Source organism: Rugosimonospora acidiphila, assembly GCF_039543385.1.
Taxonomy (GTDB): Bacteria; Actinomycetota; Actinomycetes; order Mycobacteriales; family Micromonosporaceae; genus Rugosimonospora; species Rugosimonospora acidiphila.
In genome coordinates this window covers 30439-54777 of sequence record NZ_BAABJQ010000002.1, presented here as the reverse complement: position 1 = coordinate 54777, position 24339 = coordinate 30439, and the positions used below count along the sequence as shown (strand labels likewise).

Genomic DNA, 24339 nt, shown 5'->3' with positions numbered 1-24339 from the left:
CCACCGACGGAAGCGCACGGCCCCGGGAGCGCGTGACAGATGTCTTCTCACGAGAACGTCGACATTCTCGTCGTCGGCAGTGGTGAGGCTGGGAAATACCTCGCCTGGACCATGGCGGGCGAGGGCCACCGGGTGGCCGTTGTCGAGCGCGCGCTGATCGGCGGGTCCTGCCCGAACATCGCGTGCCTGCCGAGCAAGAACATCATCCACTCGGCGAAGGTCCGTTGGTTCGCGACGCGGGCGGCCGAGTTCGGAGTCGAGCTCGAGTCCGCGGCGACGGACATGAAAGCGGTACAGGCGAGGAAGCGGGCGATGGTCGACGGCCTGCGCCAGCTTCACCTGGACCGCTACCAAGCCAGCGGCGCCGAGCTGATCATGGGTGACGCGCGCTTCGTCGGTGAGAAAACCGTCGACGTCGAGCTGGTTGGCGGCGGTACCCGCCGCATCAGCGGTGAGCGGATGTTCCTCAATCTGGGTACCCGTGCCATCGTTCCGGACGTGCCCGGGCTGATGGCGGCTCGGCCGATGACCCACGTCGAGTTGCTCGACCTCGACCGCCTGCCGGAGCATCTGATCGTCATTGGCGGCGGCTACGTCGGGCTGGAGTTGGCGCAGGCCATGTGCCGCTTCGGCGCGAGGGTCACCGTCATCGAGCACGGATCGCAGTTGGCCGGCTACGAGGACCCGGACGTGGGCGCGGCGATCCTGGAGTTGTTCCGCGACGAGGGCATGACCGTCCACCTTGGAGCCGAGGTGCGACGCGTCGAGGGGACATCCGGCGACCGGGTGCGGGTCAGCACCGCGGGCGGCGACGGTGAGGGCATCGTGGAGGGCACGCACCTGCTGGTTGCCGCCGGCCGTACGCCGAACACGGATGACCTGGGGCTGGAACTGGCCGGGGTGGAGCTCAACGAGAAGGGCTACATCGCCGTTGACGAGCGTCTCGCCACCACGGCCGCGAACGTCTGGGCCATGGGGGACTGTGCCGGCAGTCCGCAGTTCACCCACGCGGCATTCGATGACTTCCGGGTGGTGCACGACAACCTGACCGGAGGCGACAGCACCACCCGGGACCGGCTGCTGGCCTACTGCATGTACACCGATCCCGAACTGGCGCGTGTCGGGTTGAACGAGACCGGGGCCCGGCGCCGCGGCATCCCGTACCGCCTGCTCACCATGCCGATGGCCGCCGTCCTGCGGACCAGGACGCTGTCCGAGCCGCGCGGGTTCATGAAGATGGTGATCGCGGCGGACAGCGACGACATTCTCGGGTTCACCGTCTTCGGGGCCGAGGCCAGCGAACCGATGGCCGCCGTCCAGACGGCGATGGTGGCCGGCCTGTCGTACCGGGACCTGCGTCACGCGATCTTCACCCATCCGACGATGGCCGAGGGGCTGACCTTCTTGCTGAGGAACCGCCCGACGGCGCCCAGCCATTAGGGTCCGTCGGCCGATCATCGACCGGCGGACCCGCGACCGGGAGCCGAGCGTCGCCGCGACCGGCGGTGTGGTGACCCACCGCCGGTCGCGGCGCCCCGACGATCAGTACGGCTGGTAGGTGTACTCCGCGTGCAGCGTCATCGTGTTACCTCCGGTCGACGGCAGCCCGAGCCGCTCGTCGACCTGCCGTTCGTGGCCGCGGCAGTCGGTGGCGGCCGGAACGGTGAAGGCGGTGTCCTGCAAGGTGAAAACCCTGATCGGCGGGTCGGTCGAAATGGTGGTTGTATCGCCGACCCGGGCCGCGTGAGTCTTGACCGGCGCCCCCAGCGTCCCGATGGTGCAGTTCGTTCCCAGGTCGGGTCCGCGCACGGCGAGCCGCAGGTAAAGGCCGCCCGGGTCGGGACCGTTGCCGATCAGGTCGGCATACCCGGCGTAGCGTAGCTGCACGGTCATCCGCGGGCCCCTGCCGCCGCGGGCGGGGATGGCGACGGCCGGCGACTGCAGCGTGCCGAAGATCTGCCCGTCGTCGCCGCTGGGCAGCGGACCTTCCGCGTGTACCAGCCGCAGCGGCACGTCCCGCAGCCTCACCCGGCCGATGGTGAGGTCGCCGTTGGCCAGATGCACCTCGCACTGCCAACCGGTCGGGTCGAGCCCGGCCGGCAGGGTAGGACAGTCCGAGAAGTCGAACGCCGACGGATCTGTGGGCAGCGGCACCGGATGGGCGGCGGCCGGTGCGGCCAAGGCGAGCGTGGCCGTCGCGATCGCGGCGACGACCAGCGCCAGGGCCCTGGCCGGCCAGGTGCGGATCAGTCTGGTTCTCACCCCTCCGGCACTCGTCGGCTCGGTTCGTCTCGGTACGCCCGGCGTCATTGATCTCATGAACGGCGAGTATTCCGCGATGCGGGCCGCAGGTGATCGGGTCAATCCCTGATTCGATCCCCGACATGACCCGGACACCGGGGCGTCCCGGGTCCGAGGGGCGGGTCGGGGACGATCGAGTGAACCAAATTCCCGGCGCGGCGCGATAGTTCTTGTGTGCGGCGAAGAAGCAGACAGGAACCGCAGCGGCCGGTCGACGAGCGCAGCAGCGATGCCGAGTTGCTGCGTGCCATCGCGGCCGAGCGCACCGAGGCGCTGCGGTTGCTGCATCACCGGCACGCGCCGTGGCTGCGCGCCCGGCTGCGCCGGCGCTGCGCGGACCCCGACCTGGTCGATGCCGCGCTTCAGGACACGTTCGTCGCCATCTGGACCGACGCCCACCGGTACGAGGCGACCGGTGCCGACGCCGCCGCCTGGATCTGGACCATCGCCGCCCGGCGGCTCGTGTCCGCGCTGCGCGGCCCCGCGCACCGCTGGCTGAGCGGCGCCACCCCCGAGTTGCCCGACGTCGCCACGGCACCCTCGGCCGAGGAGGTGGTGCTGTTGGGCATCGAGCACGGCGACCTGGGCGCGGCGCTCGACCGGATCCCACCGGAGCTTCGGGCGCTCATCCAGGCCACCGCCATCGACGGGTTGACCGTGCGGGAAGCGGCCAGGCTGCTCGGCATCGCGGAGGGCACGGCGAAGACCCGGCTGATGCGCGCCCGGGCCCGGTTGAGGGAGTTGCTCACATGACCGGCTGGCACATCGACGCGGGGTTGCTCGCGGACTACGACCGGGGATCGCTCGACCCGAGCCGGGTCATGGCCGTCGACGCCCATCTGCTGGCCTGCGCCTCCTGCCGCGCACGCGTCGCGGTCGACCCGGGGTGGCTGGCCGGCAACTGGGCGGGGGTGTTCGACGCGGTCCACGCGCCCCGGCAGGGCGCGCTACGGCGGTTGCTGGGCCGGGTCGGGCTGCCCGAGCACCGCATCCAACTGCTCGCCGCGACGCCGGCCCTGCGCTGGTCCTGGCTGAGCGCGACCGCGGCGGTGCTGGCCCTCGCGGTGGCCGCGGCCTACCTCGGCCAGCCCGGGGCGCGGGCCAGCGACCTGGTCTTCCTCGTCTTCGCACCGGTTCTGCCGGTACTGGCGGTCGCCACCGCGTACGGGCCACCGGCCGACCCGATGCACGAGATCACCGGTACGCTGCCGGCGGCCGGGCCCCGGCTCGTCCTCTGGCGCGCCACCATGGTCGTCGCTGTCGCGGTGGCCATGGGCCTGGCGGCGGCGGTCCTGCTGCCCGGCCCGGGTCGGTACGCCGTGGCCTGGCTGCTGCCCGCACTGCTGCTCAGCATAGGGAGCCTGGCGCTGAGCACCCTCGTCCCGCTCGCGACCGCCGCCGGGCTGCTGGGCGGCGCCTGGCTGATCGTCGTGGGCGGCGCGGCCCTGGCCCACCGTGAATCCTCGCTGGCGGTCATCTTCGGTGGCACCGCGCAACTCTGCTACCTGCTCGCCGCCGCGCTGGCCGTCGCGGTGCTGACCGTGCGGCGAGGCCGCTTCGACCCGGGGGAGACCCGATGAGCACAGTCAGCATCGGCGGGCTCAGCAAGCGTTACGGGGCCACGGTCGCGCTGGACGATCTGGACCTGGAGCTCGGGACCGGGGTGACCGGCTTCCTCGGGCCGAACGGCGCCGGCAAGACCACCTTGCTGCGCGCTCTGGCCACCGCGCTGGCGGCCGACCGGGGCCGGCTGCGGCTCCTCGGTCTCGACCCGGCGGTGTCCGGGCAGCGGACCGAACTGCGCCGACGCATCGGCTACCTGCCGCAGAGTCCTGGGCTCTATCCCCAGTTCACCGCCTACCAACTGCTCGACTACGTGGCGGTGCTCAAGGAGCTGACGGACGGCCGGCGGCGCCGGGCCGAGGTGCGCCGGGTGCTCGACGAGGTCGAGCTGACCGACCGGGCCGGGACCAAGGTGCGCAAGCTGTCCGGCGGGATGCGGCAGCGGCTGGCCCTGGCCCAGGCCCTGCTCGGCGAGCCCCAACTGCTGATCCTTGACGAGCCCACGGTCGGCCTCGACCCGGAGCAGCGGATGCTGTTCCGGTCCCTGATCTCCCGGCTCGGCGAGCGGCGCACCGTGCTGTTGTCCACCCACCAGACCGAGGACGTGGGCGCGCTCTGCGAACGGGTGGTGGTGATGAACTCGGGGCGAGCCGTCTTCGATGGCAGCCCGCGGGAGCTGATCGCCGTCGCCGATGGTCGGGTGTGGCTGTCGACCACGGCTCCGTCCGGCTCCCGGGCGTACTGGCGCAACGCGGACGGGCTGTACCGGACGCTGGGCGACCAACCCGAGGGCGCGCGGCCCGGTCAACCGTCCCTTGAGGACGGATATTTGCTGCTGCTCGGCGCCTCGGCTCGGATGGGGGCACAGCGATGACGGCCACGCTCGTACCGCCGCCGGCGCGGCATGCCGGCCGGGTGGCCACGGTCGCCCTGGCCCGCGCCGAGACGCGCCTGGTGCTGCGCAGTCCGCTCCTGTGGGGCGGCGCGGTGCTGTCCCTGGCGCTGTGCACGGTCACCGGGTGGAACAGGATGCCGACCTGGGAGGCGTTCGCCCGGGACGCCGGGATGTCCTCGCTCGTGCTGGCCGGCGCGCTGCTGCTGGCCGGACATCTGGCGGCGAGTCGGGACCGGCGCGCCGGGGCGGATAGCCTCGAGGCGGTGCCGACGACCGCCGCTCGGCGCGGCGCCGGCCTGCTTGCGCTGGTGCTGGTGGGTGGTGCCGCCGGCGCCTCGGTCTGCCTCGCCGGGCTGCTGCTCATGCTGCCGGCCTGGCCGGTCGGGCGGTTCGACCCGTGGGTACTGCTGGTCACCGTGGTGGTTCCGGCGACCGGTGCGGCGCTGGGGATCGCGGTGGGGCGTTGGCTGCCCGCGACGGCCGCCGGGCCGCTGACCCTGGTCGCGGTGGCGGTCGTCCTCGCCGGCCTGCCGGTGCTCAGCACCGGCTACGACAGTGTGGTCTGGCATCTCTTCCCGGTGCCCCAGGCGCCCTGGGAGACCGGGGCCGCTCGCCCCACCGGGTGGCACCTGGTGTACCTGCTGGCCGTGCTGGCGGCGGTCGTCGGGTTGCTGTGGCTGAGATATCGCCGTCTCATCGCGGTCGGTGTCATTCTCGCGGCGGTCGTCGCCTCGGGGATCGCCATCGACCAGCAGGTGCGGGCCACCCCGAAAGTCATCTACGAGGCGATGGAGGACGCGTTGACCGGGCCGGCGGTGCTGACCTGCCAGGTGCACGCTGGCGTGCGGTACTGCGCACTCCCGCACTACGCGGCCTGGATTCCACTGTGGCGCAAGGCGGTCGAGCCGGTCGCGGATAACCTCCCGGCCGCGGCGGCACGGCCGACCGTCCGCCAGCTCGGCGGCTCGGACGACGGGAAGCCCCTGGTGGCCGGGACCCCGGAGATCGTCACCCCGATCCGCTGGGGACGGCACGGGCGATGGGTGGAGGACTCCCGCACGCGGCTGGCCGTGGCCTACACCACCGCGGCCACCGGGCTGACCCGCCGCGCCCCCGCGGCCGACGTGAGTTGCTCGGGCGCCGGCCAACATCGCACCGTCGTGGCCCTGTGGCTGCTGGCGCAGGCCCTGCCCGACGGCGCGCGACGGCTGGCCGACGGCGAATTGACCCTGGGGCTGGTCCGCTACGCCCCGGCCGACGCGCGGGCCGCGACGGCGCTGCTGAGCCGGCCGCACGATGAGGTGGCCAACTTCCTGGCGGCACACTGGGCACAGGTCATGGACCCGGCCTCGACGGCTCTCGCGCCGCTGGGCGTGACGACCATGCCGCCGCCGATCCCGACCGGCGACGCGCCGGCGGCATCCGGAGCGCCGGGCCCGCCGAGGGTCTGCGGGTGAGCGTCTTTCGCCTGGGGCTGCTGCTGGTCCGACCGCTCGCCCGGGCGGTGCCCTGGTGGCCCCTGGCCGCCGCCGCCGCGCTCGCGGCGCTCAGCCAGCTACCCGCGCTGCTCGCCGAGCCGGCGCCGGGCCTCGCGCTGCCCGGCCTCCGGCTGGCGGCGGCCGGGCTGGGCGCGGCGGTCTGCTTCGCGATGCCGGACCGCATGGCCTCGACGGTGATGGCGCCGTCCCCGCGATGGCTGCGACAGTGGCTGCGGGTGGCCCTGACCTTGCTGCCGGCCGCTGTGGTCTGGGCGCTGCTCTACCGGGCGGTCGTGGCCGTCGGCGGCCGGCTGGTCGCCGGACCCGCCGGTTACCTTACGTTGCAGGCGGCGGTGTGCGGGTTGACCCCGCTGGCGGCGGCCGCCGTGGCGGCGCGATACCGCGACGAGCTGAGCGCGGCGCTGACCGGGCCGCTCGTCGCGGGCGTCGCGCTGGTCGGGACGCTGTTCTTCACGGGTACCAGGTCGCCGTGGCCGATCCCTGCTCAGCCGGGATGGACGGTCGCACAACTGTGCTGGCCCGTGGCATTGGCGGTGAACGCGGCCGTACTCCTGTTCGCCAACCGGGACGTGTTCCGCTCCTGAGACCCCGTCGATCCGAACGTCGTCCTCGAATGACCTCGGAGGTCATCGGGTCCGGCGTTAGTCGAATCGGCGCCGCAGGTACCAGGAGAAGTAGCCGGCGTACCGGCGCTGCAACTCGGGCCGGCGCCAGTCCCGGCCGCCGATGATCCGGCGGCACGACGGCGTACCGCAGCGGCACGGCATCTCACCGTCGTAGTCGTCGAACAGCGCGTAGTCGGTGGTCAGCTCCTCGCCCTCCGCGATATCCCGCATCGCCACGAGCACCACGTTGCCAGCGAAGCCCACGTTGGGTTCGCACGAGTGGTTGAGGAACAGCATCACCGGCTCGTACTCCGCGTCCTGGATCGCCGCCAGGTGCAGGTTGTCGGCGATCTGGATATCCGATTGCCGCAGCCGCTCGGGCAACTGCTGGAGGGTCGCCGTGTCCACGATGTGGCCGCCCTTGACCGCGACCACCTCGTCCTTGTCGATGGGCGCCACCGCGATCAGCCCTCGGCCCTGGATCGCGCTCGGCCCGCCCTTGACCGCCTTGGGGGAGATGTAGCTCGACACAGACATCATCGGCACGATACGCGCACCCCTCACCCTCGGGCCCCGCGCCGGCCGGGCGTCGGGCCGCGCCCGCCGGGGGTGCGGCCGCGCCAACCGGGCCCAGAGCCGTGCCGGGCGGGTGTCAGGCCGCGCCGGTCTGCTCGCAGTCCGCGGCCATCGTCATCGCGGCCGTGCCAACATCGAGGGTGGCCAGGTCCTGGTTCGAGGTGCCCTTCGCGGCGCGCCACGCGGCGAGCCTGTCCGACAGGCGCTGGCCGTCGGTGTGAACCAGTGCGGTCGTCGATGACCGGGCGGCGTCCACGATGGCGGACAGGTTCGGATCGTTCGGGTCGACGAGGCCCGTTGTGACATCGGTGGTCGAGTTGAGCAGCCGGCAGGCCGTCTGCGCGTCGGGGTCGGCGACGCCCGTGGGGACGGCCGGAGGAGTCGGTGAGGGCCCTGGTGCCGCGGCCCAATCGGCCGTCGTACCGCAGCCAGCCTGGGCCAGGAGCCCGTAGGCCATCAGTACAAGCGTCCCAATTTGCCGGTTTCGCGCGCTGTTCATGTGGCCAGCCTGGGCACCAGGCGCCCAACCGTCGAGCAGCGGCCCGGCGCGCCACCCGGTGTGTCGCGTTACCGTCACGCCCGTGACCTGCCGAGCCTGACGTGAACCAGACCGGCGGGCCGTACGCCCGCCGGTCTGTGCCCGCCATGGTCGCCGCCTGCCGTGATCACAACCGACGGCGGGCGCGGACGATCCCGGCGTTACCGCCTACCGCGTTACTCCGAGAACTGCGGCATGGTGTTGAAATGCTGGTGGAACCAGCGATCCGGGGGCGCCACGAACGCGCCGCGCTTCCATTCGACCGTCTCGATCCGCTCGCCCTCCCGCCACATCAGCGAGTAGCCCTCGCCGCTGGTGATGACGATGTGGGTGCCGGCCCCGTGGCGGTGCGCCTTCTTGTAGGTACCGACCGGGAACTCGGACAGGTGCGCGCCGATCGAGGAGTTGACCAGTTCCAGCTGCCGGTTGGAGCCGCCACGGGTCGGCCGCTTGATCAGCGGTACCTGGTTGACGTCGGCGATGAAGTTCGTTTCCCACAGCCGGAAGCCCTGGTCGACCGTGTCGCCGTCGAACTGGGTGTCGCCGGTGAACCGGTCGGTGAAGTCGAAGTCGGTGCCGAAGATGAAGTCCAGATTGTGGATGAGGTTCATGTACACCGGCGCGTTGTTGGTCGCCACGAGCCGCGCGGGGTCCACCCGGCTCGCGTTGTGATGCTGGTAGTGCACGTTCAGCGGGATCGCGAACAGCGCACCGTCGGACCACTCGAACGTCGTCCGGTCGCCGCGGTCGTTCCAGATCGTGGTGAACCCATGCCCGGCCACCACGTGTACGAGTTCGTCGTACAGGTGGCGCTGCGGCGTGATCGATTCGCCCGCGCCGAGTTCGATCCCGCCGCACCTCGCCGACCGGATCACCAAACCGGCCGACGCGCGCGGGTAACGCGGCGGCTCTCGATACCCGCGATATCCAACGGAACTTGGCCGCGTGGGTGGTGTGGGGCGCGGCGGATTCGGCTCCACCGCGTCCCACACCACCCACGTGTCGATGCTTGCTCGACCGTCAGCCGGTGGTCTCATTCTTGCCCAGCCGGCGGATCCAGCCGTTCGCGGTGTGCCGCGGCACGCTGTACCGGTCGGCCACCGCGGCGGCACTGCCGGCCTGCTGGAACACGACGGCGAAGTTGTCGGGCATCCGCCGGTACGCGCGCTCGCTGGTCGGGGCGGTGTCCTTGGTGGTCGTCTTCTTGGCCGGGTCGGGCTTCGCGGCGCTCTTCGCCTTCGTGGTCTCGGTGCTTGGAGCCGGGGCGGCCTTCGCGGCCGCCGCGCGGCCCGAGCGGGCCGGCTTCGCCTCCTCGGCGGCCGCGGTCGACTTCGCGGGAGCGGCGGACTTGGCGGCCGTGGTCGACTTCGCGGGAGCGGCGGACTTGGCGGCCGTGGTCGACTTCGCGGGAGCGGCGGACTTGGCGGCCGTGGTCGACTTCGCGGGACTGGCCGACTTGGCGGCCGCGGCCGACTTTGCGGGAGCGGTCGACTTGGCGGGACTGGTCGACTTGGCAGCCGCGGTCGACTTGGCGGCTGCGGTGGACTTGGCGGGGGCGGTGGACTTTGCGGCTGCGGTCGACTTGGCGGGGGCGGTGGACTTTGCGGGAGCGGCCGACTTGGTGAGGGCGGCGGCCGGCGTGGTGGCCCCGCGACGGGCCGACCGCGACGAGCGGGCCGGCCGCGTCGCCGACGCCGGCTCGGCGGCCGCGGCGCGGGACTTGCGTGGTGGAGCCGCCGCGGCGCCGTCCTCGGTCCGCGCGGGTGCCGTGGCGACCGCGGCCTTGGCGGAGCGGGCCTTGCGCGGGGTGCGCCTGGCAGTCGCGGCCTCGGTAGCGGGTTGTTCGACGGCCGCTGTGGCCGGAACCTCGATCGTCGTCGCCGGCCGCCCGGCGCTCACCGCGGGGATCGGCGCTGCCGGCATGATGGCCCGCAGCAACGTGCTGTAATCGATGGCCGGTAGCGCACCGGTGGCTAAACCACCGCCAGCGTGCAGGTGCAGATCGGTAAGCGTGATGCCGTCGCTGGTGATGTCCAGCCGCAGCGTCGTGCTCGTGGCGCCGCCGTCATCGGCAGCGATGGTGATGGTGTAGGAGGTCACGGTTGCCACTCTCGCGGTAGTGAGACAGGGAAGCCGACCGGACGTCGTTTCGGCGGGCATTCGCGGACCCTACCGATGGCTTGACCGACAACATACTGGTCGTCTCTTGCGGGAGACCATTCTACGATCTCCGCCGCTTGCCCTGGTACAGGGCGGCCCGCGTGCCCAATCAGGCGTAGGTCAGCGTGACGTTCGCGGTGCCGGCGCGCCGCCGATGCGGCCCCGTACCCGACGAATCCGCGCGGTGGCCCCGGCTCGCGGGGAATCGGTGTCGGTGACTTGCGCAGCGGAGCCCGCCGGGTGGGCCATGCGGCGGGAGATGAGCGGGCTCAGCGCGCCCACCCCGGCGGCGGCGGAGATTCCCGCGACGAGGCTGAACCACCACACCGCCGCCGGTCCCTCGGCGGCGTAGACCGCGGTGCCCACGGCCAGGGCGATGAACCGCGCCACCCCCCAGATCCACTGGTAGCTGCCCTGGTACCGTCCGCGCGCCGAGGCCGGGGCGAGGTTGGCGACGATGGCGCCGGGAAGGCCGCCGGTCGCCGCCTCGCCGATCGACCACACCACCACGGATCCGGCGAACGACCAGGTGTCGTGGGCGAGGCCGGTGAGCGACACGCCGAGCGCCACGAGCATGCTGGCGACCACGTAGACGGGTACCTGCCGGAATCGAGCCAGGACGTTCGTGGCGATCGGCTGGAGCACCACCACCAGAACCGCGTTGAGGGTGGCCATCGTGCCGAGCGTGGTCGTGGACAGCCCGTGGTCGCGGATGGCCAGCGGCAGGCAGACCTCGGTCAGCGAATAGATCACCAGCGCCACGCCGAACAGCGGGAGCAGCACGCGCATCAGCGGGTCCCGCCACACCACGGCGTACCCGGTCGGCGCGTCCGCCGGGGTGCGCGGCGCGCTCTCGCCGCGTCCGCCGGGCAGCAGTACCGCGACGACGAGGGCGAATGCCAGGCAGGTCCCCGAGTCCAGGGCGAACAGCAGCCAGTACCCGTGCGCCGCCAGGAACCCGCCGAGCACACCGGCCACCGCCGTACCGATGTTGATCGCCCAATGGAACAGGGAGAACGCGGCGCGACGCCGCTCGGCCGCCACCGCGTCGGTCATCATCGCGCCGGCGGCCGGGCTGACCATGGTGGCCGTCGCGCTCAGCAGCACGGCCGCGGCCGCGAGCGTGGGCACGTTCGGCGCGGCGAACAGCAGCCCCTGTGCCACGGCGGTACCGATCAGCCCGATCAGCATCGTGGGCCGCCGGCCGGCGCGGTCGGCGGCCAATCCGCCGAGCACGGGCCCGATGAGGTTGCCCGCGCCCAACGCCCCCAGGACGTATGCGACCTGTGCCGTCGGGACTCCCCGGGCACCGAGGTAGAACACGAGGAACGGGGTCACCATGTAGCCGAGCCGGTTGATCACGGTACCGGCGAAAATGATCCATGCGGTGCGGGGCAGGCCGCTGAAGGTCGATAGCACGGGGAGAATCCTGCGGGCCGGCGTAGACTGCTGCCATTAATTAAGCCGAGACCGAATCCAGGAGCCGAAAGTGCTGTCCGAATTAGCCTTCTCGGCCGACGATCTGGCGCACACCCGGTTCGCCGTCTCGCCGATGTGGCAGGTCGTGACCAGCTTCCAGCTCCTGGCGGCCGGCTCGGCGCATCCGGTCCACAACGCCTGGATGGGACAGGTGCGACCCCGGCTGACCGCGGCGGGGCTGGACTCCGGCTGGCTCGCCGACCTCATTCCGGCCGCCGGCTACCTTCCCGATTTCCTGAACCCGTTCCCCGACCGGCCCGCTCCCACCCTGGCGGCGGAGCTGGCGGCCATTCGCGCGACCCCGGACGACCAGGTCCACACCGATCTCGACGTGCTCTCCCGCACCGGTGCCCGCATCCGGGCGCTGCGCGCGGATCCGGAGGGCCGGCTGCCCCGCCTCGCCGAGGAGATCGAGACCTACTGGCAGTTGGCGCTGGCGCCATACTGGGCGAGGATCCGCTCGGTACTGGATGCCGACGTGTTCCACCGGGCCAGGCAGGTGGCCGAGCGCGGCGCCGCTTACCTGTTCAACGACCTGCACGGGACGGTGAGCTGGGACGACAACACTCTGCGGCTGGTCCGCCGGCAGTGCGAGATCTCCCGGGAGACCACCGGCTCCGGCCTGCTCATGGCCCCGTCCGTCTTCGCCATTCACGTGCTGACCTGGTCACGCCCGCCGCACCCACCGCAACTCGCCTATCCGGCCCGGGGCACCGGCGGCCTCTGGGAGCACCGACCGATCAAGCGCGCCGACGGCATCGCGGCCGTCATCGGCCGCTCACGCACCGTGCTGCTGGCCGAACTCGAGGCGCCCGCGTCGACGACCGAACTCGCGCGGCGCACCGGCATCTCGGCGGCCGCGGTCTCGCAGCACCTGACCGCGCTGCGGAACGCGGGGATGGTGAGCCCTCACCGGGCCGGGCGCTTCGTCTTCTACGCCCGCACCGCCGCCGCGGAGTCTCTGCTCACCGCCGACTGACACCCCACCCCGCGCGTCCTTCCGGGCACGAGCGCTCGCCGTTCCAAGCCGGGGCGTGCTGGCCGGCGGACGTTGCCCCTGGTGGAGCGCCGGCTCCACCAGGGACGTCGTTGGGTTAACCCGATCCGGAAAGCGGGCCCGGCCGACGACTGGCGCAACCACGCCGCACGGTCGAGGTCGGGCGGGGCCGCGCCGGGCGCGGGCTACGCGCCTAGCAGCGCCTGGGCCGCGCCGCGAACGGAACGGTACGCCGTGTCGAGCAGCGACGGGTCCGTCGCGACGCCGGGCCGGTCGTCCGGGGTGTGAAACTGCGGGAACTGCCCGGCGAACGACAGCAACGGCACCGAGCTGCCCAGCTTCTGGCTCCAGACCGCACCCTCGCCGGGGAACGTCGGGGTGGGGACGAAGTTGCCCAGCTGTACGGCCTCGGCGAGGCCCGGCACCGAGGCGACCGGGGGGTTGCTGGCCACCACCCGGGGGACGAGCCCGAAGTGCCCCTGGGTGTCGGTGCCCCCGGCCGCGATGGAGGCACCGATGTGGAAGACCGCGGTGGGCCGCAGCTCGAATGCGTCCTGGAGGTAGGCCCGAGCGCCGAAGTTGTTGAGTTCGTGTCCGCTGTTGCCCAGGAAGAACACCGGATGGGTACGTGCCAGGTCCGCCGCCAGCTCCAGCGCCACCGCGATGCCGGAACCCCGCTCGGCGGCGCAGGTGAACCAGCCGCTCAGCGGGGTGGTGACGACGATCGGATCGGCCACGGGCTTGCCGAACCAACCGGTGATGTCGTGGCTGCGGTCGTTGACGATCCGCGCGCTCAGGTGGGCCTGCACGTCCCGCGCGGCCTGATCGGCCAGCCGGCCGGGGATGAACAGGGTGGGCACGCCGGTGGTCGCCGCCGCCGGGTCGCGGTTGTCGGCCACCAGGCCATCGTAGGTGGGGTAGCCCCGGTTGGCGTTGAAGACCGGCAGGACAGCAAGCCGGGCGTTGTCGGCTTTCGCGTCCTTGACGGCGGCGAGGACCTCCGCGTCGCCGCCCGTGTCGCTGATCGTGACGGACCTGACGAACGGCTTGTCGCTGCTGACCTCGCCGACTCCCTCGTAGTACAGCGGGATCGTCTGCGCGGTCCGGCCGGCCACCCGCACCTGGGCGGTCCATTCGTAGCGCGGGTACGAGTAGTCCCACCGGGACGTCTTGGCTCCGCGCTGACGCAGCTCGGACTGGAACCAGTCGAGCGCGGCGGCTTCGGTGTCGGTGCCGGTGCGGTGGACCGGCCAGCGGCTGTAGGCCTTGACGATGTCGTAGAGCCTGGCCCCGAGCGAGGTGTCGGCCGGAGCGCGCGCACCGGCCCAGGCCGGCGTCGCACCGAGCGTGGCGGCGCCGAGAGCCGCCATCCCACCGATCAGGACGCCACGCCGCGTCGGCCTCAGTCGCGAATCGCGATCAGCAGTTCCCATGTATCCGCCCTCCGGAAGGCCTCGCGGGCCGGTCGTCACGCTACCCTGCATATCCGATCAGATAAGTAGGTAATTCCTCAAGCGTCGCCCCTGTGGGACGGATCACCTGGTCGGGCGTCGGCCCGGTCAGCAGCTCGGCGCGGCCGGTCCTGATCGGGCCGGCCGCGCCGAGCTGCCACGTCAGGCCGGGGACCGGAACCGGTGGCGACCGCTGGACACTTCGACCGGATCGGCACCGGGCAACTGGACGCTCGCGGTGCTTCCGGTGGGAACTCGAAGGTCCAGCTCCAGCGCGCCGCCGTCGTCCAGGTGCCAGCCGACCTCGGCTCGCCCGTACGGGGTCAGCAGCGCAGCACGCGCGTGAGTCAGCCCGCCGCCCGGCCGGGGCCGCACCAGCAGGCGCCGGTACCCGGGGGCGGCCGGTGCCAGGCCGGCGACCGTGGCGTGCAGCCAGTCCGCCACCGCGCCGAGCGCGTAGTGGTTGAACGAGTTCATCCGGTCGGGGTTCGGTGTGCCGTCCGGCCGCAGGCCGTCCCAGCGTTCCCAGATCGTGGTGGCCCCGTTCAGGACCGGGTACAGCCAGGACGGGCAGTCGGTGGCCAGCAGCAACCGGTACGCGGCCTCGATGGCGCCGCCCTGACTGAGCGCGTCGCAGATGACCGGGGTGCCGGCGAAGCCCGTGGCGATCCGCCAGTGAGCCTCCTCGACCAGTTCGACCAGCCGGCGGTGCGCCGCCTCTCGGGGCGCGCCGGGCGGGATCAGGCCGAAGCGTAGCGCCAGGGCGTAGGAGGTCTGCGCGTCGTTGGTCAGCGCTCCGGACGGCAGCACGTACCGGCGGCGGAAGGCGTCGGTCACCGCGTCCGCGAGTTCGGCATACCGCCGCTGGTCGTCGTGCCGGCCCAGCACGTCCGCCATCCTGGCGAGGGTCGCCGCGGAGTGCGCGAAGTAGGCGGTGGCGATCAGGTACTGGTCGGCCTTGGCCGCGGCGGGTTCGTCCGGTGGCGCGGTCGGGTCGAGCCAGTCGCCGAACTGGTGCCCGTGCGTCAGCAGGTGGCTTTCGCCGGCCCGGCGGTCCAGCAGGTCGACGTACGCCCGCGCGCTGGCGTACTGGCGGGCCAGGATGCCCGGGTCGCCGTAGCGCTCGTACAGGGTCCACGGGGTCAGCACCGCGACGTCGCCCCACACCGCCGCCGGCTCGGCCGGCTGCACCTCGGCGTCGGGCACCGAGGGCACCACGAGCGGCACGTTGCCGTCGGGCGACTGCTCGGCCGCGACGTCGCGCAGCCACGAGCGCAGCATGCCGGCGCAGTCGAACAAAAAGGAGGCGGTCGGGGCGAATACCTGGATGTCACCGGTCCAGCCGAACCGCTCGTCGCGCTGCGGGCAGTCGGTGGGCACGTCCAGGAAGTTGCCCCGCATGCTCCACACCACGTTGCGGTGCAGCTGGTTGACCCGCTCGTCGGAGCACTCGAACCAGCCGGTGCGCGGCATGTCGGTGTGGTACACCCGCGCGGAAACCGCCGCCGGATCGAACTCGCCCGGCCAGCCGCCGATCTCAAGGTACCGGAAACCGTGGAAGGTGAACCTCGGCTCCCACACCTCCGGCCCGCCGCCGCGCAGGACGTACCGGTCGGTGGCCCCGGCGTCACGTAGGGACCGCACGTCCAGTTCGCCGCCGTGAAGGATTTCGGCGTGCCGCAGCGAGATCGTGGTGCCGGCCGGGCCGTCCACCGTCAGTCGACAGCGACCGGTGAGGTTCTGTCCAAAGTCGACGATGACGCGGTCAGCGTCGGTGGACACCACCCGGGCCACGGTGAGCTGTTCGGTGCAGCGCACCGGTGGTCCGGTCGGCGCGACCAGGTTCGCGGTGCCCTGGTCCAGCACCGCCACCCGCGGCCAGGCCGACGCGTCGAAGTCCGGCGCGGACCATCCGGGTAGCTCCAGCCGGGCGTCGTAGCTTTCCCCGTCATAAATGCTCGAGGAGGTGATCGGGCCGGGTGCCCAGCGCCACGTCCCGTTGCTGGCGATGATCTGGCGGCGGCCGTCGGCGTACCAGATCTCCAGCTGGGCCAGCAGTGCCACCCGATCGCCGAACAGGCCCCGGGTGCCGCCGTTGAAGCCGAGCCGGCCGGCATACCAGCCCTCGGCCAGCCAGGCGCCGAGGGCGTTGCGCCCGGGCCGGATCAGTCCGGTGACGTCGTAGGTCTGGTACCGCAGGTGGTGGTGGTAGCTGGTCCAGCCCGGTGCCATCGCCTGATCGCCCACTGCCGTGCCGTTGAGCTCCAACTGGTACAAGCCGAGCGCGGTGGCGTAGACCCGGGCCCGGGCGACCGGCCCCGAAACCTCGAATTCGCCGCGCAGCAGCGGCGGGGACTGCTCCACGGTCGGGTCGACCGGCCGATCCGGGGTGACGAACCGCGCCAACCAGTTCGATGTGGGCAGTCCACGTTCGACGGTGGTGGGCACACTCCAGTCGCTGGGCGCCTCGCCGTCGCGACCCCAGACCCGGGCTCGTACGGCGACCCGCTGGCGGGGCTCCAGCGCGGCGGCGGGCCACGGAACAAGGACGCTGTCCGCGCTCTCCACCCGCCGCCGGGCCAGGGGAGAGCCGGCCGGGTCAAGCACCTCGATCTCGTACCCGGCCTGGGTCCAGCCGTCCGGCGCGGATACCCGAAACGAGAGGCGCGGGTTGGGTTCGTCGATGCCCAGCGCCTCGGGCAGGTGCTCAACGCGCACCGGCTCGACGGTGACACCCGGCCGGTCGCCGTCGACCTCGGGGGACCGGCCGGGGGACAGGGTGGCGCGACCGGCTGACCGCTCAAGAGACGTCATGGCCGTGACCTTTCCGCGAAGGCGCGCAGTGCGGCACCCGGGTCCTCCGGGAAGCCCGTCACGCCGCGCGAGGCGTCGAACTGGTAGATGCGCTGCCGGGGCCAGGCGCGCCACTCTTGGGCGCGGGGCAGGCCATCGGCCAGCGCCGCGTCCAGGCCGTCGGCGAGCAGCCGGTCCCCGCACCGGCGCAGCAGCCGGTCCAGCAACTGCGGCTGCTCGGCGCTGCGCTCGTGCCGTTCGTGGGGATCGCGGCGCACGTCGAACAGCTGGGTGCGCCCGCCGTTGGCCAGCCAGATGAGCTTCCAGTCGCCGGTGCGCAGCATCATCTTGAAGTTGTTCTGGCCGGGCTTCCCCCAGAAGCCGTAAAGCTCCTCGCGGCCGGCCGCGGAGCCGTCCAGCCGGGCCACCAGGTCCACCCCGTCGCGTGGCTGCGGCGCGCCGGCCGCGCCTGTGCACAGCCCGAAGATGTCGGTGAGACTGGCCAGCGTGGCGTCCCGTCGTCCGCCGCCCGGCCATCGGGCAGGCCAGCTGACCAGCAGCGGAATCCTGGTGGACGCCTCGAAGAAGCTCTCCTTCTGCCAGCCGTGGTGGTCACCGAGGTGGTCGCCGTGGTCGGTGAAGAAGGCGATGAGCGTGTTGTCCGCGTCCGGCCGGGCCTCGACCGCGTCGAGGATGGCCCCCACGCAGTGGTCGATGTAGGAGATCTCGCCGTAGTACCGGGCCTTGAGCTGCCGTGCGGTGGCGGCCGAGATGTCCTCGGCGAACACCAGATGGTTCATGTAGGGAATCTGCTCGTCCATATGGTCGACGGCCAGGTCGCCGAGGATCGGGTCGGGCATGCGGTCGGGATCGTAGAGGCGGTTGAACGGCTGCGGCGGGGCGAACGGCGGGTGCGGGCCGATGAAGGACACGAACCCGAAGTAGGGTCGGGGATCCGGGCTCGCGATCTGGTCCGCGGCCCGCCGCGCGGCCCACCACTCCACGGTCAGCTCCGGCGGCAGCGGGCTGAGCTGCGGCACGTAGTACATGTCGGTGCGTTCGCCCATCAGCATCTCGACCCAGTCGTACTCCGGATGCTCGCGGGCGATCCACGCCGCGTACGAGTCCGCCCCACGCTGCGCCGGGCTCTCGTAGAACTCCTCGCTGTAGAGCTGGACCTCGTACCCGAGTGGGGCGTCCCACGGCACGGTGTGGAACTTCCCGATGCCCCAGGTGCGGTACCCGAGCTCGGCCATGGTCGAAGCCAGCCACGGCCCGCATTCGCGCGCGATGGCCTCGTGTACCCCGGCCGGGGTGGCGTTGGAGTACACCCTGGTCCGGGTGGGCTCGCCGCCGGACTGCACCACGTACCGGGCCGGGATGCAGACCGGGCACGGCGAGTACGCGTTGGTGAAGGCGGTGCCGCGGGCGACCAGGCGGTCGATGTTGGGCGTGTGGATAATGCCATTGCCCAGGCTGCGGATGGTGTCGAAGCGCTGCTGGTCAGTCATGATCAGCAAAACGTTGGGCGGGGTCATGACGTGCTCCCGACGGCGGCGGTCTCGGTGGTACCAGGATCCAGGCGCAGCTCGCCCGCGAAGTGACACGCCGCCAGCCGTCCGGGCGCCACCTCGGCCAGTCGTGGTGCCTGGTCCCGGCAGACGGTCCGGTCGGGGTGGGCCAGCGGGCCGATCGGGCAGCGGGTGTGGAACCGGCAACCGCTCGGCGGCGCCACCGGGCTCGGCGGGTCGCCGCGCAGCACGATCCGCTGGCGGACCTGTCCGTCCTGTGGGTCGGTCGCGGCCGCCGCGGAGACCAGGCTCGCGGTGTACGGGTGCAGCGGCCGCTCGCACAGCTCCGCGGCGGGGCCAAGTTCCACCAGCTCACCGAGGTACATCACCGCGCACCGGTCGGCGAGATAGCGCACCAGGGCCAGGTCGTGCGAGATGAACAGATAGGTCAGGCCGAGCTCGGCCCGCAGCGTGGCGAACAGGTTGACCATCTGCGCCTGCAGCGAGACGTCCAGCGCGGACATCGGCTCGTCACAGACCAGCACGGCCGGCCGGGTGGACAGCGCGCGGGCGATGGCGATGCGCTGCCGCTGGCCGCCGGAGAACTCGACCGGCCGCCGGTCGGCGGCCGACGCGTCCAGTCCGACCAGGGCCAGCAGCTCGGTCACCGCCGCGCGGCGGCGCTTCGCGTCCGGCTCCAGCCCGTGCACCAGCATCGGTTCGGCGACCAGGTCGCCGACCGTGGCGCGGGGATCCATCGAGCCGAGCGCGTCCTGGAACAGCATCTGCACGGAGCGGCGCGCGGCTCGCGCCGGCGCGCCGCGCAGGCTGGCCGGGTCGGTGTCCTGCCAACGCACCGTCCCGGAGTCGGGTCGGTCCGCGCCCACCAGCAGGCGGGCCAGGGTGCTCTTGCCGGAGCCAGACTCGCCGACAATGCCGAGCGCCTCGCCCGGCGCCACCGCCAGGTCCACCCCGTCGACCGCCCGGACCAGCCCGGCGCCGCGCTTGCGGAACAGGCGCTCGGCGGCGAAATGGCGCACCAGTGCGCGACACTCGATGGCGGGGGCACCGTCGCGTACCGTCACCGGCGGCCGGGTGGGCGGCGCGCCGGTCGGGCCGGGCTCGTTGCCCGCGCCCGCCCCGGATCCGGCGTCGCCCGGCCCCGCGGGCACCGGGTTCCAGCACTCCAGCCGGAGGCTGGCGGCCTCGGCCACGGTCGGCGGGCGCTCGTCCCGGCAGCGCGGGGTGACCCGGTCGCATCGCGCGGTGAACGGGCAGCCGGGTGGCAGCGTCCCGGGGACCGGGGGATAGCCGGGGATGACCGGCAGCAGCCGGCTCCGCTCGGTGCGCAGGCCCGGGATGGCGGCGACCAGGGCCCGGGTGTAGGGGTGGCTGCCGCCGGTGGTGACGTTCGCGGCGGGCAACTCCTCGACGACCCGGCCGCCGTACATCACGGCGACCCGGTGGCACAGCTCGACCACGGTACCCACATTGTGGCTGACCAGCACGATCGCGGTGCCCAGCCGGCGGTTCAGCTCGGCGAACAGGGCCAGGATCTGCGCCTGGACCGTGACGTCCAGCGCGGTGGTCGGCTCATCCGCGACGATCACCTCGGGCTCGTTGGCCAATGCCAGCGCGATGAGCAGGCGCTGGCGCATGCCACCGGAGAACTGATGGGGGTATGCGGACAGCTGGCGCTGCGGGTCCGGGATGCCGACCAGGCGCAGCAGTTCGACGGCGCGCTCGCGGCGCTGCGTGGCGGTGCGCCCGCCGGCAAGGGCCAGGGTCTCGTCGAACTGCCGGCCGATCTGGCGCACCGGGTTCAGCGAGTTCATCGGGTCCTGCAGCACCGCGGCCACTGTCTGGCGTCGGTAACGGCGCAGCTCGTCCGGGGGCAGGCACAGCACGTCTCGACCGCGGTAACGCACCTCGCCCGAGCGGACCACACCGCCGGCGCGGATGTGGCCGAGCATCGCCATCACCGTCACCGACTTGCCGGAGCCGGACTCGCCGACGATGCCGACGATCTCCCCGGCCCCGATGCTCAGGTTCACGCCGTTGACCACGGTCGTGGCGCCGCCGGGGCCGAACCCGACGGTGAGGTCCCGCACGGACAGCAGCGCGTCGTCGCCGGCCGGCATGGTGTCTGTGGTGGTCATCGCTTTCCCCATCGGTGAGCCTGCAGGGCGTCGGACAGCGCGGTGAAGCACAGCACCAGCGCCGAGATGATCGCGATCGGGCCCAGCGCGTACAGCGGCCTGGTCTGCAGGTAGGTCAGGCTGGCGTTGAGCAGCACGCCGAGGGACGGCTGGGGCGGGCGCACCCCGAGCCCGATGAAGCTCAGCGCGCCCTCCAGGAATACCGCCATGGACGCCGACAGGCCAGTCTGCACGATCAGGACGCCGAGGCAGTTGGGCAGGATGTGTCGCAGGTACAGGCGGGCCGGGCCTACCCCGAGCAGTCGCTCGGCCAGCACGTAGTCCCGCTCGCGCTGCGCCCGTACGGCGGTGCGCAGCACCCGCGCGAAGATCGGGGTGTCCACCACGATCACGGTGACGATGACCGCCGGCACGCCGGGGTGCAGCAGGGCGGCCAGGGCGAGCCCGAGGATCAGCGACGGGAAGGCCAGCACCACGTCGAAGACGCGCTGCACGGGGGCATCCAGCAGTCGGGAGGAGGCCGAGACGAGGCCGAGCAGCGAACCCAGCACCAGTGCCACGGGCACCGCGATGACCAGAACGAGCAGGTCGACGCGGATGCCGTAGGCGGCCCGGGTGAACAGGTCCCGGCCGAGTTCGTCGGTGCCCAGCCAGTGCGCCGCGGACGGGCCCAGCAGCCGGGGCGAGTCCTGGTTGAGCGGATCCTGCCCGGTCAGCGCCGGGCCCACGAACGCGACCAGTACCAGCAGCAGGAGGATGACCAGGCTGGCCACGACCGCCGGGCGGCGCAGGTACCCGCGCGCCCCGCGCCCGCGCCCGCGTCCCCGCGCGCCGCCGGTAGCCGGGGGCGCGGTGGCCGGCACGACCGGACTCGGCTCGATGGTGGTCATGTGAGCCCCTTCCGCATCCGTGGGTCGACCGCCGCCTGGATCAGGTCGCAGATCGCCTGGATCACCACGAACGCGCCGACGGACAGCAGCAGCAGACCCTGGATGAGCACGTAGTCGTGGTTCAGCGCGGCCTGCAGCAGGGAGCTGCCCAGGCCGGGCCAGGCGAACAACGTCTCGACCACGATCGCGCCGCCGAGGATCTGCCCGGCCTGCACGCCCAGCACGGTGATGGCGGCCGGCAGCGCGTTGGGCAGCGCGCCGCGCAGCAGCAGCCGCGCCGGCCCGACCCCGCGCAGCTGAGCGGCCAGCACATAGTCCTGGCCCAGCACCTCGACCAGGGAGTTCTTCAGGTACCGGGCGAGCACCGCGGAAACCGGCAGGGCCAGGCAGAGCGCGGGCAGCACCAGCGAGTCCAGGCTGTCGGCCGGGTCGGACAGGAACGGGATGTATCCGCCGGCCGGGAAGGCGGGCAGGTAGATCGCGAACAGCAGGACGAGCACCACGCCGGTCACGTAGGTGGGTACGGCCAGGCTGACCGTGTTGATTCCGGACAGCAGCACGCGTACGACGCCCCGACGGGCCACCGCCCCGGCCACGCCGAGCAGCAGGCCGAGCAGCACCGCCAGGAGCAGCGCGAGCAGCGCGAGCGCGCCGGAGGCGGCCAGGCCCCGGCCGACAAGGCTGGCGACCGGTGCGTGCGAGAAGTACGAGCTGCCCAGGTCGCCGTGCAGCACGCCGGACAGCCACTGCCAGTACTGCCGCACCGCGGGCTGGTCCAGGCCCAGCTGGCGGCGCATCGCGGCGACGGTCGCCGGGGAGGCGTCGGGGCCGGCCATCAGCGCGGCCGGGTCACCGGGGATGGCGCGGATGAACGCGAAGATGGCCACCGAGGACAGCAGCAGCACGAGCAGCGCGGTGGCCGCCCGGCGCAGGACGAAGCGGATCACCGGACGGCCCCATTGGTGCGGAGCCGCGGCGGCGGGCCGGCGGGCGTTCGATCAGGCGGCAGATGCGTCGTACCAGGCGGCAGATGCGTCGTATCAGGCGGCGTATGCGTCGTATCAGGCGACATATGCGTCGTCCAGGTTGAGGAAGTCCAGCATGGTGTAGCCGATGCCCTGCAGGGACTGCGTGACGTACGTGTAGCTGCTGCTGACCATGTCCACCACGAACTGCTGGTCGAGCAGGTACCCGGTGACGTCGGAGTAGGCGGACTTCGCCGCCGCGTCGGAGGCGGCCTCGAACACCGAGCCGGCCAGGGTGGCATATTGCGGGTCGACGAAGTTGGAGGCGTTCTTCGCCGAGTTGAACGGGTACGCGCCGGTGAGCAGGGTCGCCGGGCTCATCTGGCCGAAGCCGTGGGAGGCGACCCACAGCCCGGGCATCTTCGCCCCGGTGAGCCTGGCGGTGAAGTCGGCGTCCTGCAACGAGTCGATGGTCACGGTGAACCCGGACTGCTGCAGCGAATACTGCAGCGCCTCGGCGATGCCGCGGGTGACCGACTGGCCGGCGTTGACCGCGATGTGCAACGCGGTGCCGGTCGCGCCGGCGCTGGCCAGCAGCGACTTCGCCTTCTGCGGGTTGAAGCTGTAGGTGCCCGCGTGGGCGCTGTCGTAGGCCGGCGACGTGCTCGACCACGGGATGCTGGTCACCTTGCCGATGCCGCCGAGCGCGTCGGCCAGCACCTTCTGGCGGTCCACCCCGTAGGCGACGGCCTGGCGGACCGTCTTGTTGTCCAGCGGCTTGATGCTGACGTTGCAGCCCACATACCAGCACGCGTCCTGGGTGTCCAGCGCGGTGACGACCAGCGACTTGTTGTCGCGCAGCGTCTCCACCGTGCTGCCCGGCAGGTTCGACGCGAGGTGGATCTGCGCCGAGCGCAGCGCCGAGACCATCGCGTCGGGCTGGGACACCACCCTGATCTCCACGCCGTCCAGGTATGGCCGGCCGCTTTGCCAGTACTTGTCGTTCTTCTTGAGGGACAGGGACACCCCGGGCGAGCGTGAGCCGAAGCGGAACGGGCCGGTGCCGACGAACGAGGTGCCGGCGACCAGGTCGCTGATGGACTCGCTGTCCAGGATGTACATCGCCTCGAACAGGTCGAAGAAGTTGGTGACCGGGTGCGACAGGTGGATGGTGACCTGGTTGGCGCCGGTGGCCTCGACGCCGGTGACCGCCGCGGCGGCGGCCTTGAGCTGCCCGGCGGTCAGCCCGGTCGGCGGGCTGGCCTGGCGTTCGATGGCGTCGACCACGTCCTTGGGCCCGAACGGGCGTCCAGAGTGGAAGGTCACGTCCGAGCGCAGGTTGACGGTCAGCGTGCGGCGGTCGGCCGACCACGACCAGTCGGTGGCCAGCGACGGCTTCGGCGTCAGCGTCTTGTGGTCGTACTCGGTGAGGGTGTTCCAGACCAGCCGCTGCAGTACCAGGTTCGGCAGGTTCTGTGCCAGCACGGAGGTCGGTGCGATGTCCGCGGACTGGGCGAGCACCGCGGTGCCACCCGGCTTGGGTGAGGTGGTGCCGCCGATGGCCGACGTACCGGGGCGGCGACAGCCCGCGAGCAGGGTGGCACCGCCGAGACCGGCCACGCCGGCGAGCAGTGAACGTCGACTGATGGCTGCGGAAGTCGGTGACACGAGGCCTCCTGGCTATGCGATCTCGGCAAACGCCGCGAGGGGCGTCAGCGAATGGTCGAAGAGATGTTTAGCAGCGGAGCGTCAGGTCTTACTGTGAGATCTGTTAAATCCGAGTGTTCGATTCGCGGGCTAGTTAACACGAGGTTTCCGGCGTTGACAAGATACGTTGGCCTGGCAGATGGCGGGAAAGTGCTTATGGCGCCCCGGATTCCCGGAGCTGCGGCCCTGGTATCTGGTTAAGACGTTGTGTTAAGTTAACGCCATCCCTGATACGAACTCCGGCTCTGGA

Annotated in this window: 20 protein-coding genes; 7 read left to right on the top strand and 13 right to left on the bottom strand. The window is 72.0% G+C overall.

The window, feature by feature from the left end; all coding sequences use genetic code 11:
- The first annotated feature begins 39 nt into the window (after positions 1-39).
- Positions 40-1440 (top strand): dihydrolipoyl dehydrogenase family protein, encoded by a 1401-nt coding sequence (locus tag ABEA87_RS03145; protein WP_345625875.1) that lies wholly within the window; start codon positions 40-42, stop codon positions 1438-1440.
- Between the two features lie 102 nt (positions 1441-1542).
- On the opposite strand, the gene ABEA87_RS03140 is transcribed toward ABEA87_RS03145, so the two are convergent.
- Positions 1543-2262 (bottom strand): hypothetical protein, encoded by a 720-nt coding sequence (locus ABEA87_RS03140; RefSeq protein ID WP_345625873.1) that lies wholly within the window; start codon positions 2260-2262, stop codon positions 1543-1545.
- 213 nt (positions 2263-2475) lie between these two features.
- Between ABEA87_RS03140 and ABEA87_RS03135 the strand changes: the two genes are divergently transcribed.
- From ABEA87_RS03135 to ABEA87_RS03115, 5 genes are read left to right on the top strand one after another with little or no spacing between them, the layout of a single operon-like run.
- On the top strand, positions 2476-3054 hold the full coding sequence (locus ABEA87_RS03135) for an RNA polymerase sigma factor (RefSeq protein ID WP_345625871.1): 579 nt from the start codon (positions 2476-2478) through the stop codon (positions 3052-3054).
- Positions 3051-3881, top strand: a complete 831-nt coding sequence (locus ABEA87_RS03130) for a zf-HC2 domain-containing protein (RefSeq protein WP_345625869.1) — start codon at positions 3051-3053, stop codon at positions 3879-3881. The genes ABEA87_RS03135 and ABEA87_RS03130 overlap by 4 nt, the downstream gene beginning before the upstream one ends.
- Complete coding sequence (locus ABEA87_RS03125; RefSeq protein WP_345625867.1) at positions 3878-4738, top strand: ATP-binding cassette domain-containing protein; 861 nt, start codon at positions 3878-3880, stop codon at positions 4736-4738. The genes ABEA87_RS03130 and ABEA87_RS03125 overlap by 4 nt, the downstream gene beginning before the upstream one ends.
- Positions 4735-6216, top strand: a complete 1482-nt coding sequence (locus ABEA87_RS03120; protein WP_345625865.1) for a hypothetical protein — start codon at positions 4735-4737, stop codon at positions 6214-6216. The genes ABEA87_RS03125 and ABEA87_RS03120 overlap by 4 nt, the downstream gene beginning before the upstream one ends.
- Positions 6213-6842, top strand: a complete 630-nt coding sequence (locus tag ABEA87_RS03115) for a hypothetical protein (RefSeq protein ID WP_345625864.1) — start codon at positions 6213-6215, stop codon at positions 6840-6842. The genes ABEA87_RS03120 and ABEA87_RS03115 overlap by 4 nt, the downstream gene beginning before the upstream one ends.
- Before the next feature lie 57 nt (positions 6843-6899).
- Here ABEA87_RS03115 and ABEA87_RS03110 read toward each other — a convergent pair whose 3' ends face one another.
- The 5 genes from ABEA87_RS03110 to ABEA87_RS03090 form a co-directional block, all read right to left on the bottom strand.
- Positions 6900-7400: an SET domain-containing protein gene (locus ABEA87_RS03110; RefSeq protein WP_345625863.1), complete on the bottom strand. Its 501-nt coding sequence runs from the start codon at positions 7398-7400 to the stop codon at positions 6900-6902.
- A 115-nt stretch (positions 7401-7515) separates the two neighbouring features.
- Positions 7516-7896 carry a hypothetical protein gene (locus ABEA87_RS03105; RefSeq protein WP_345625861.1) on the bottom strand — a complete coding sequence of 127 codons (381 nt, stop codon included), beginning with the start codon at positions 7894-7896 and terminating at the stop codon, positions 7516-7518.
- Between the two features lie 257 nt (positions 7897-8153).
- Entirely contained in the window at positions 8154-8852 is a 699-nt protein-coding gene (locus tag ABEA87_RS03100; RefSeq protein ID WP_345625860.1) for a hypothetical protein, read from the bottom strand.
- A 145-nt stretch (positions 8853-8997) separates the two neighbouring features.
- On the bottom strand, positions 8998-10077 hold the full coding sequence (locus ABEA87_RS03095) for a hypothetical protein (protein WP_345625858.1): 1080 nt from the start codon (positions 10075-10077) through the stop codon (positions 8998-9000).
- A 180-nt stretch (positions 10078-10257) separates the two neighbouring features.
- Complete coding sequence (locus ABEA87_RS03090) at positions 10258-11556, bottom strand: MFS transporter (RefSeq protein WP_345625856.1); 1299 nt, start codon at positions 11554-11556, stop codon at positions 10258-10260.
- A 70-nt stretch (positions 11557-11626) separates the two neighbouring features.
- On the opposite strand from ABEA87_RS03090, the gene ABEA87_RS03085 reads away from it, so the two are divergent.
- Positions 11627-12595: an ArsR/SmtB family transcription factor gene (locus ABEA87_RS03085; RefSeq protein ID WP_345625854.1), complete on the top strand. Its 969-nt coding sequence runs from the start codon at positions 11627-11629 to the stop codon at positions 12593-12595.
- A 203-nt stretch (positions 12596-12798) separates the two neighbouring features.
- Here ABEA87_RS03085 and ABEA87_RS03080 read toward each other — a convergent pair whose 3' ends face one another.
- The 7 genes from ABEA87_RS03080 to ABEA87_RS03050 form a co-directional block, all read right to left on the bottom strand.
- Positions 12799-13983, bottom strand: coding sequence for a hypothetical protein (locus ABEA87_RS03080; RefSeq protein ID WP_345625852.1), 1185 nt, complete (start codon positions 13981-13983; stop codon positions 12799-12801).
- Between the two features lie 243 nt (positions 13984-14226).
- Positions 14227-16878 carry a glycoside hydrolase family 78 protein gene (locus tag ABEA87_RS03075; RefSeq protein WP_345625851.1) on the bottom strand — a complete coding sequence of 884 codons (2652 nt, stop codon included), beginning with the start codon at positions 16876-16878 and terminating at the stop codon, positions 14227-14229.
- The gene (locus tag ABEA87_RS03070; protein WP_345625849.1) at positions 16875-18395 is read right to left on the bottom strand and encodes a sulfatase family protein; all 1521 of its coding nucleotides are present in this window, start codon (positions 18393-18395) and stop codon (positions 16875-16877) included. Before ABEA87_RS03070 ends, ABEA87_RS03075 begins: the two co-directional genes overlap by 4 nt.
- On the bottom strand, positions 18392-20527 hold the full coding sequence (locus ABEA87_RS03065; protein ID WP_345625847.1) for an ABC transporter ATP-binding protein: 2136 nt from the start codon (positions 20525-20527) through the stop codon (positions 18392-18394). The genes ABEA87_RS03070 and ABEA87_RS03065 overlap by 4 nt, the downstream gene beginning before the upstream one ends.
- Positions 20524-21417 (bottom strand): ABC transporter permease, encoded by an 894-nt coding sequence (locus tag ABEA87_RS03060; RefSeq protein ID WP_345625845.1) that lies wholly within the window; start codon positions 21415-21417, stop codon positions 20524-20526. The genes ABEA87_RS03065 and ABEA87_RS03060 overlap by 4 nt, the downstream gene beginning before the upstream one ends.
- On the bottom strand, positions 21414-22364 hold the full coding sequence (locus ABEA87_RS03055; RefSeq protein WP_345625843.1) for an ABC transporter permease: 951 nt from the start codon (positions 22362-22364) through the stop codon (positions 21414-21416). Before ABEA87_RS03055 ends, ABEA87_RS03060 begins: the two co-directional genes overlap by 4 nt.
- Positions 22365-22478: 114 nt before the next feature.
- A complete protein-coding gene (locus tag ABEA87_RS03050) occupies positions 22479-24050 on the bottom strand; it encodes an ABC transporter substrate-binding protein (RefSeq protein ID WP_345625841.1) in 1572 nt (523 codons plus the stop codon).
- Positions 24051-24339 lie beyond the last annotated feature (289 nt).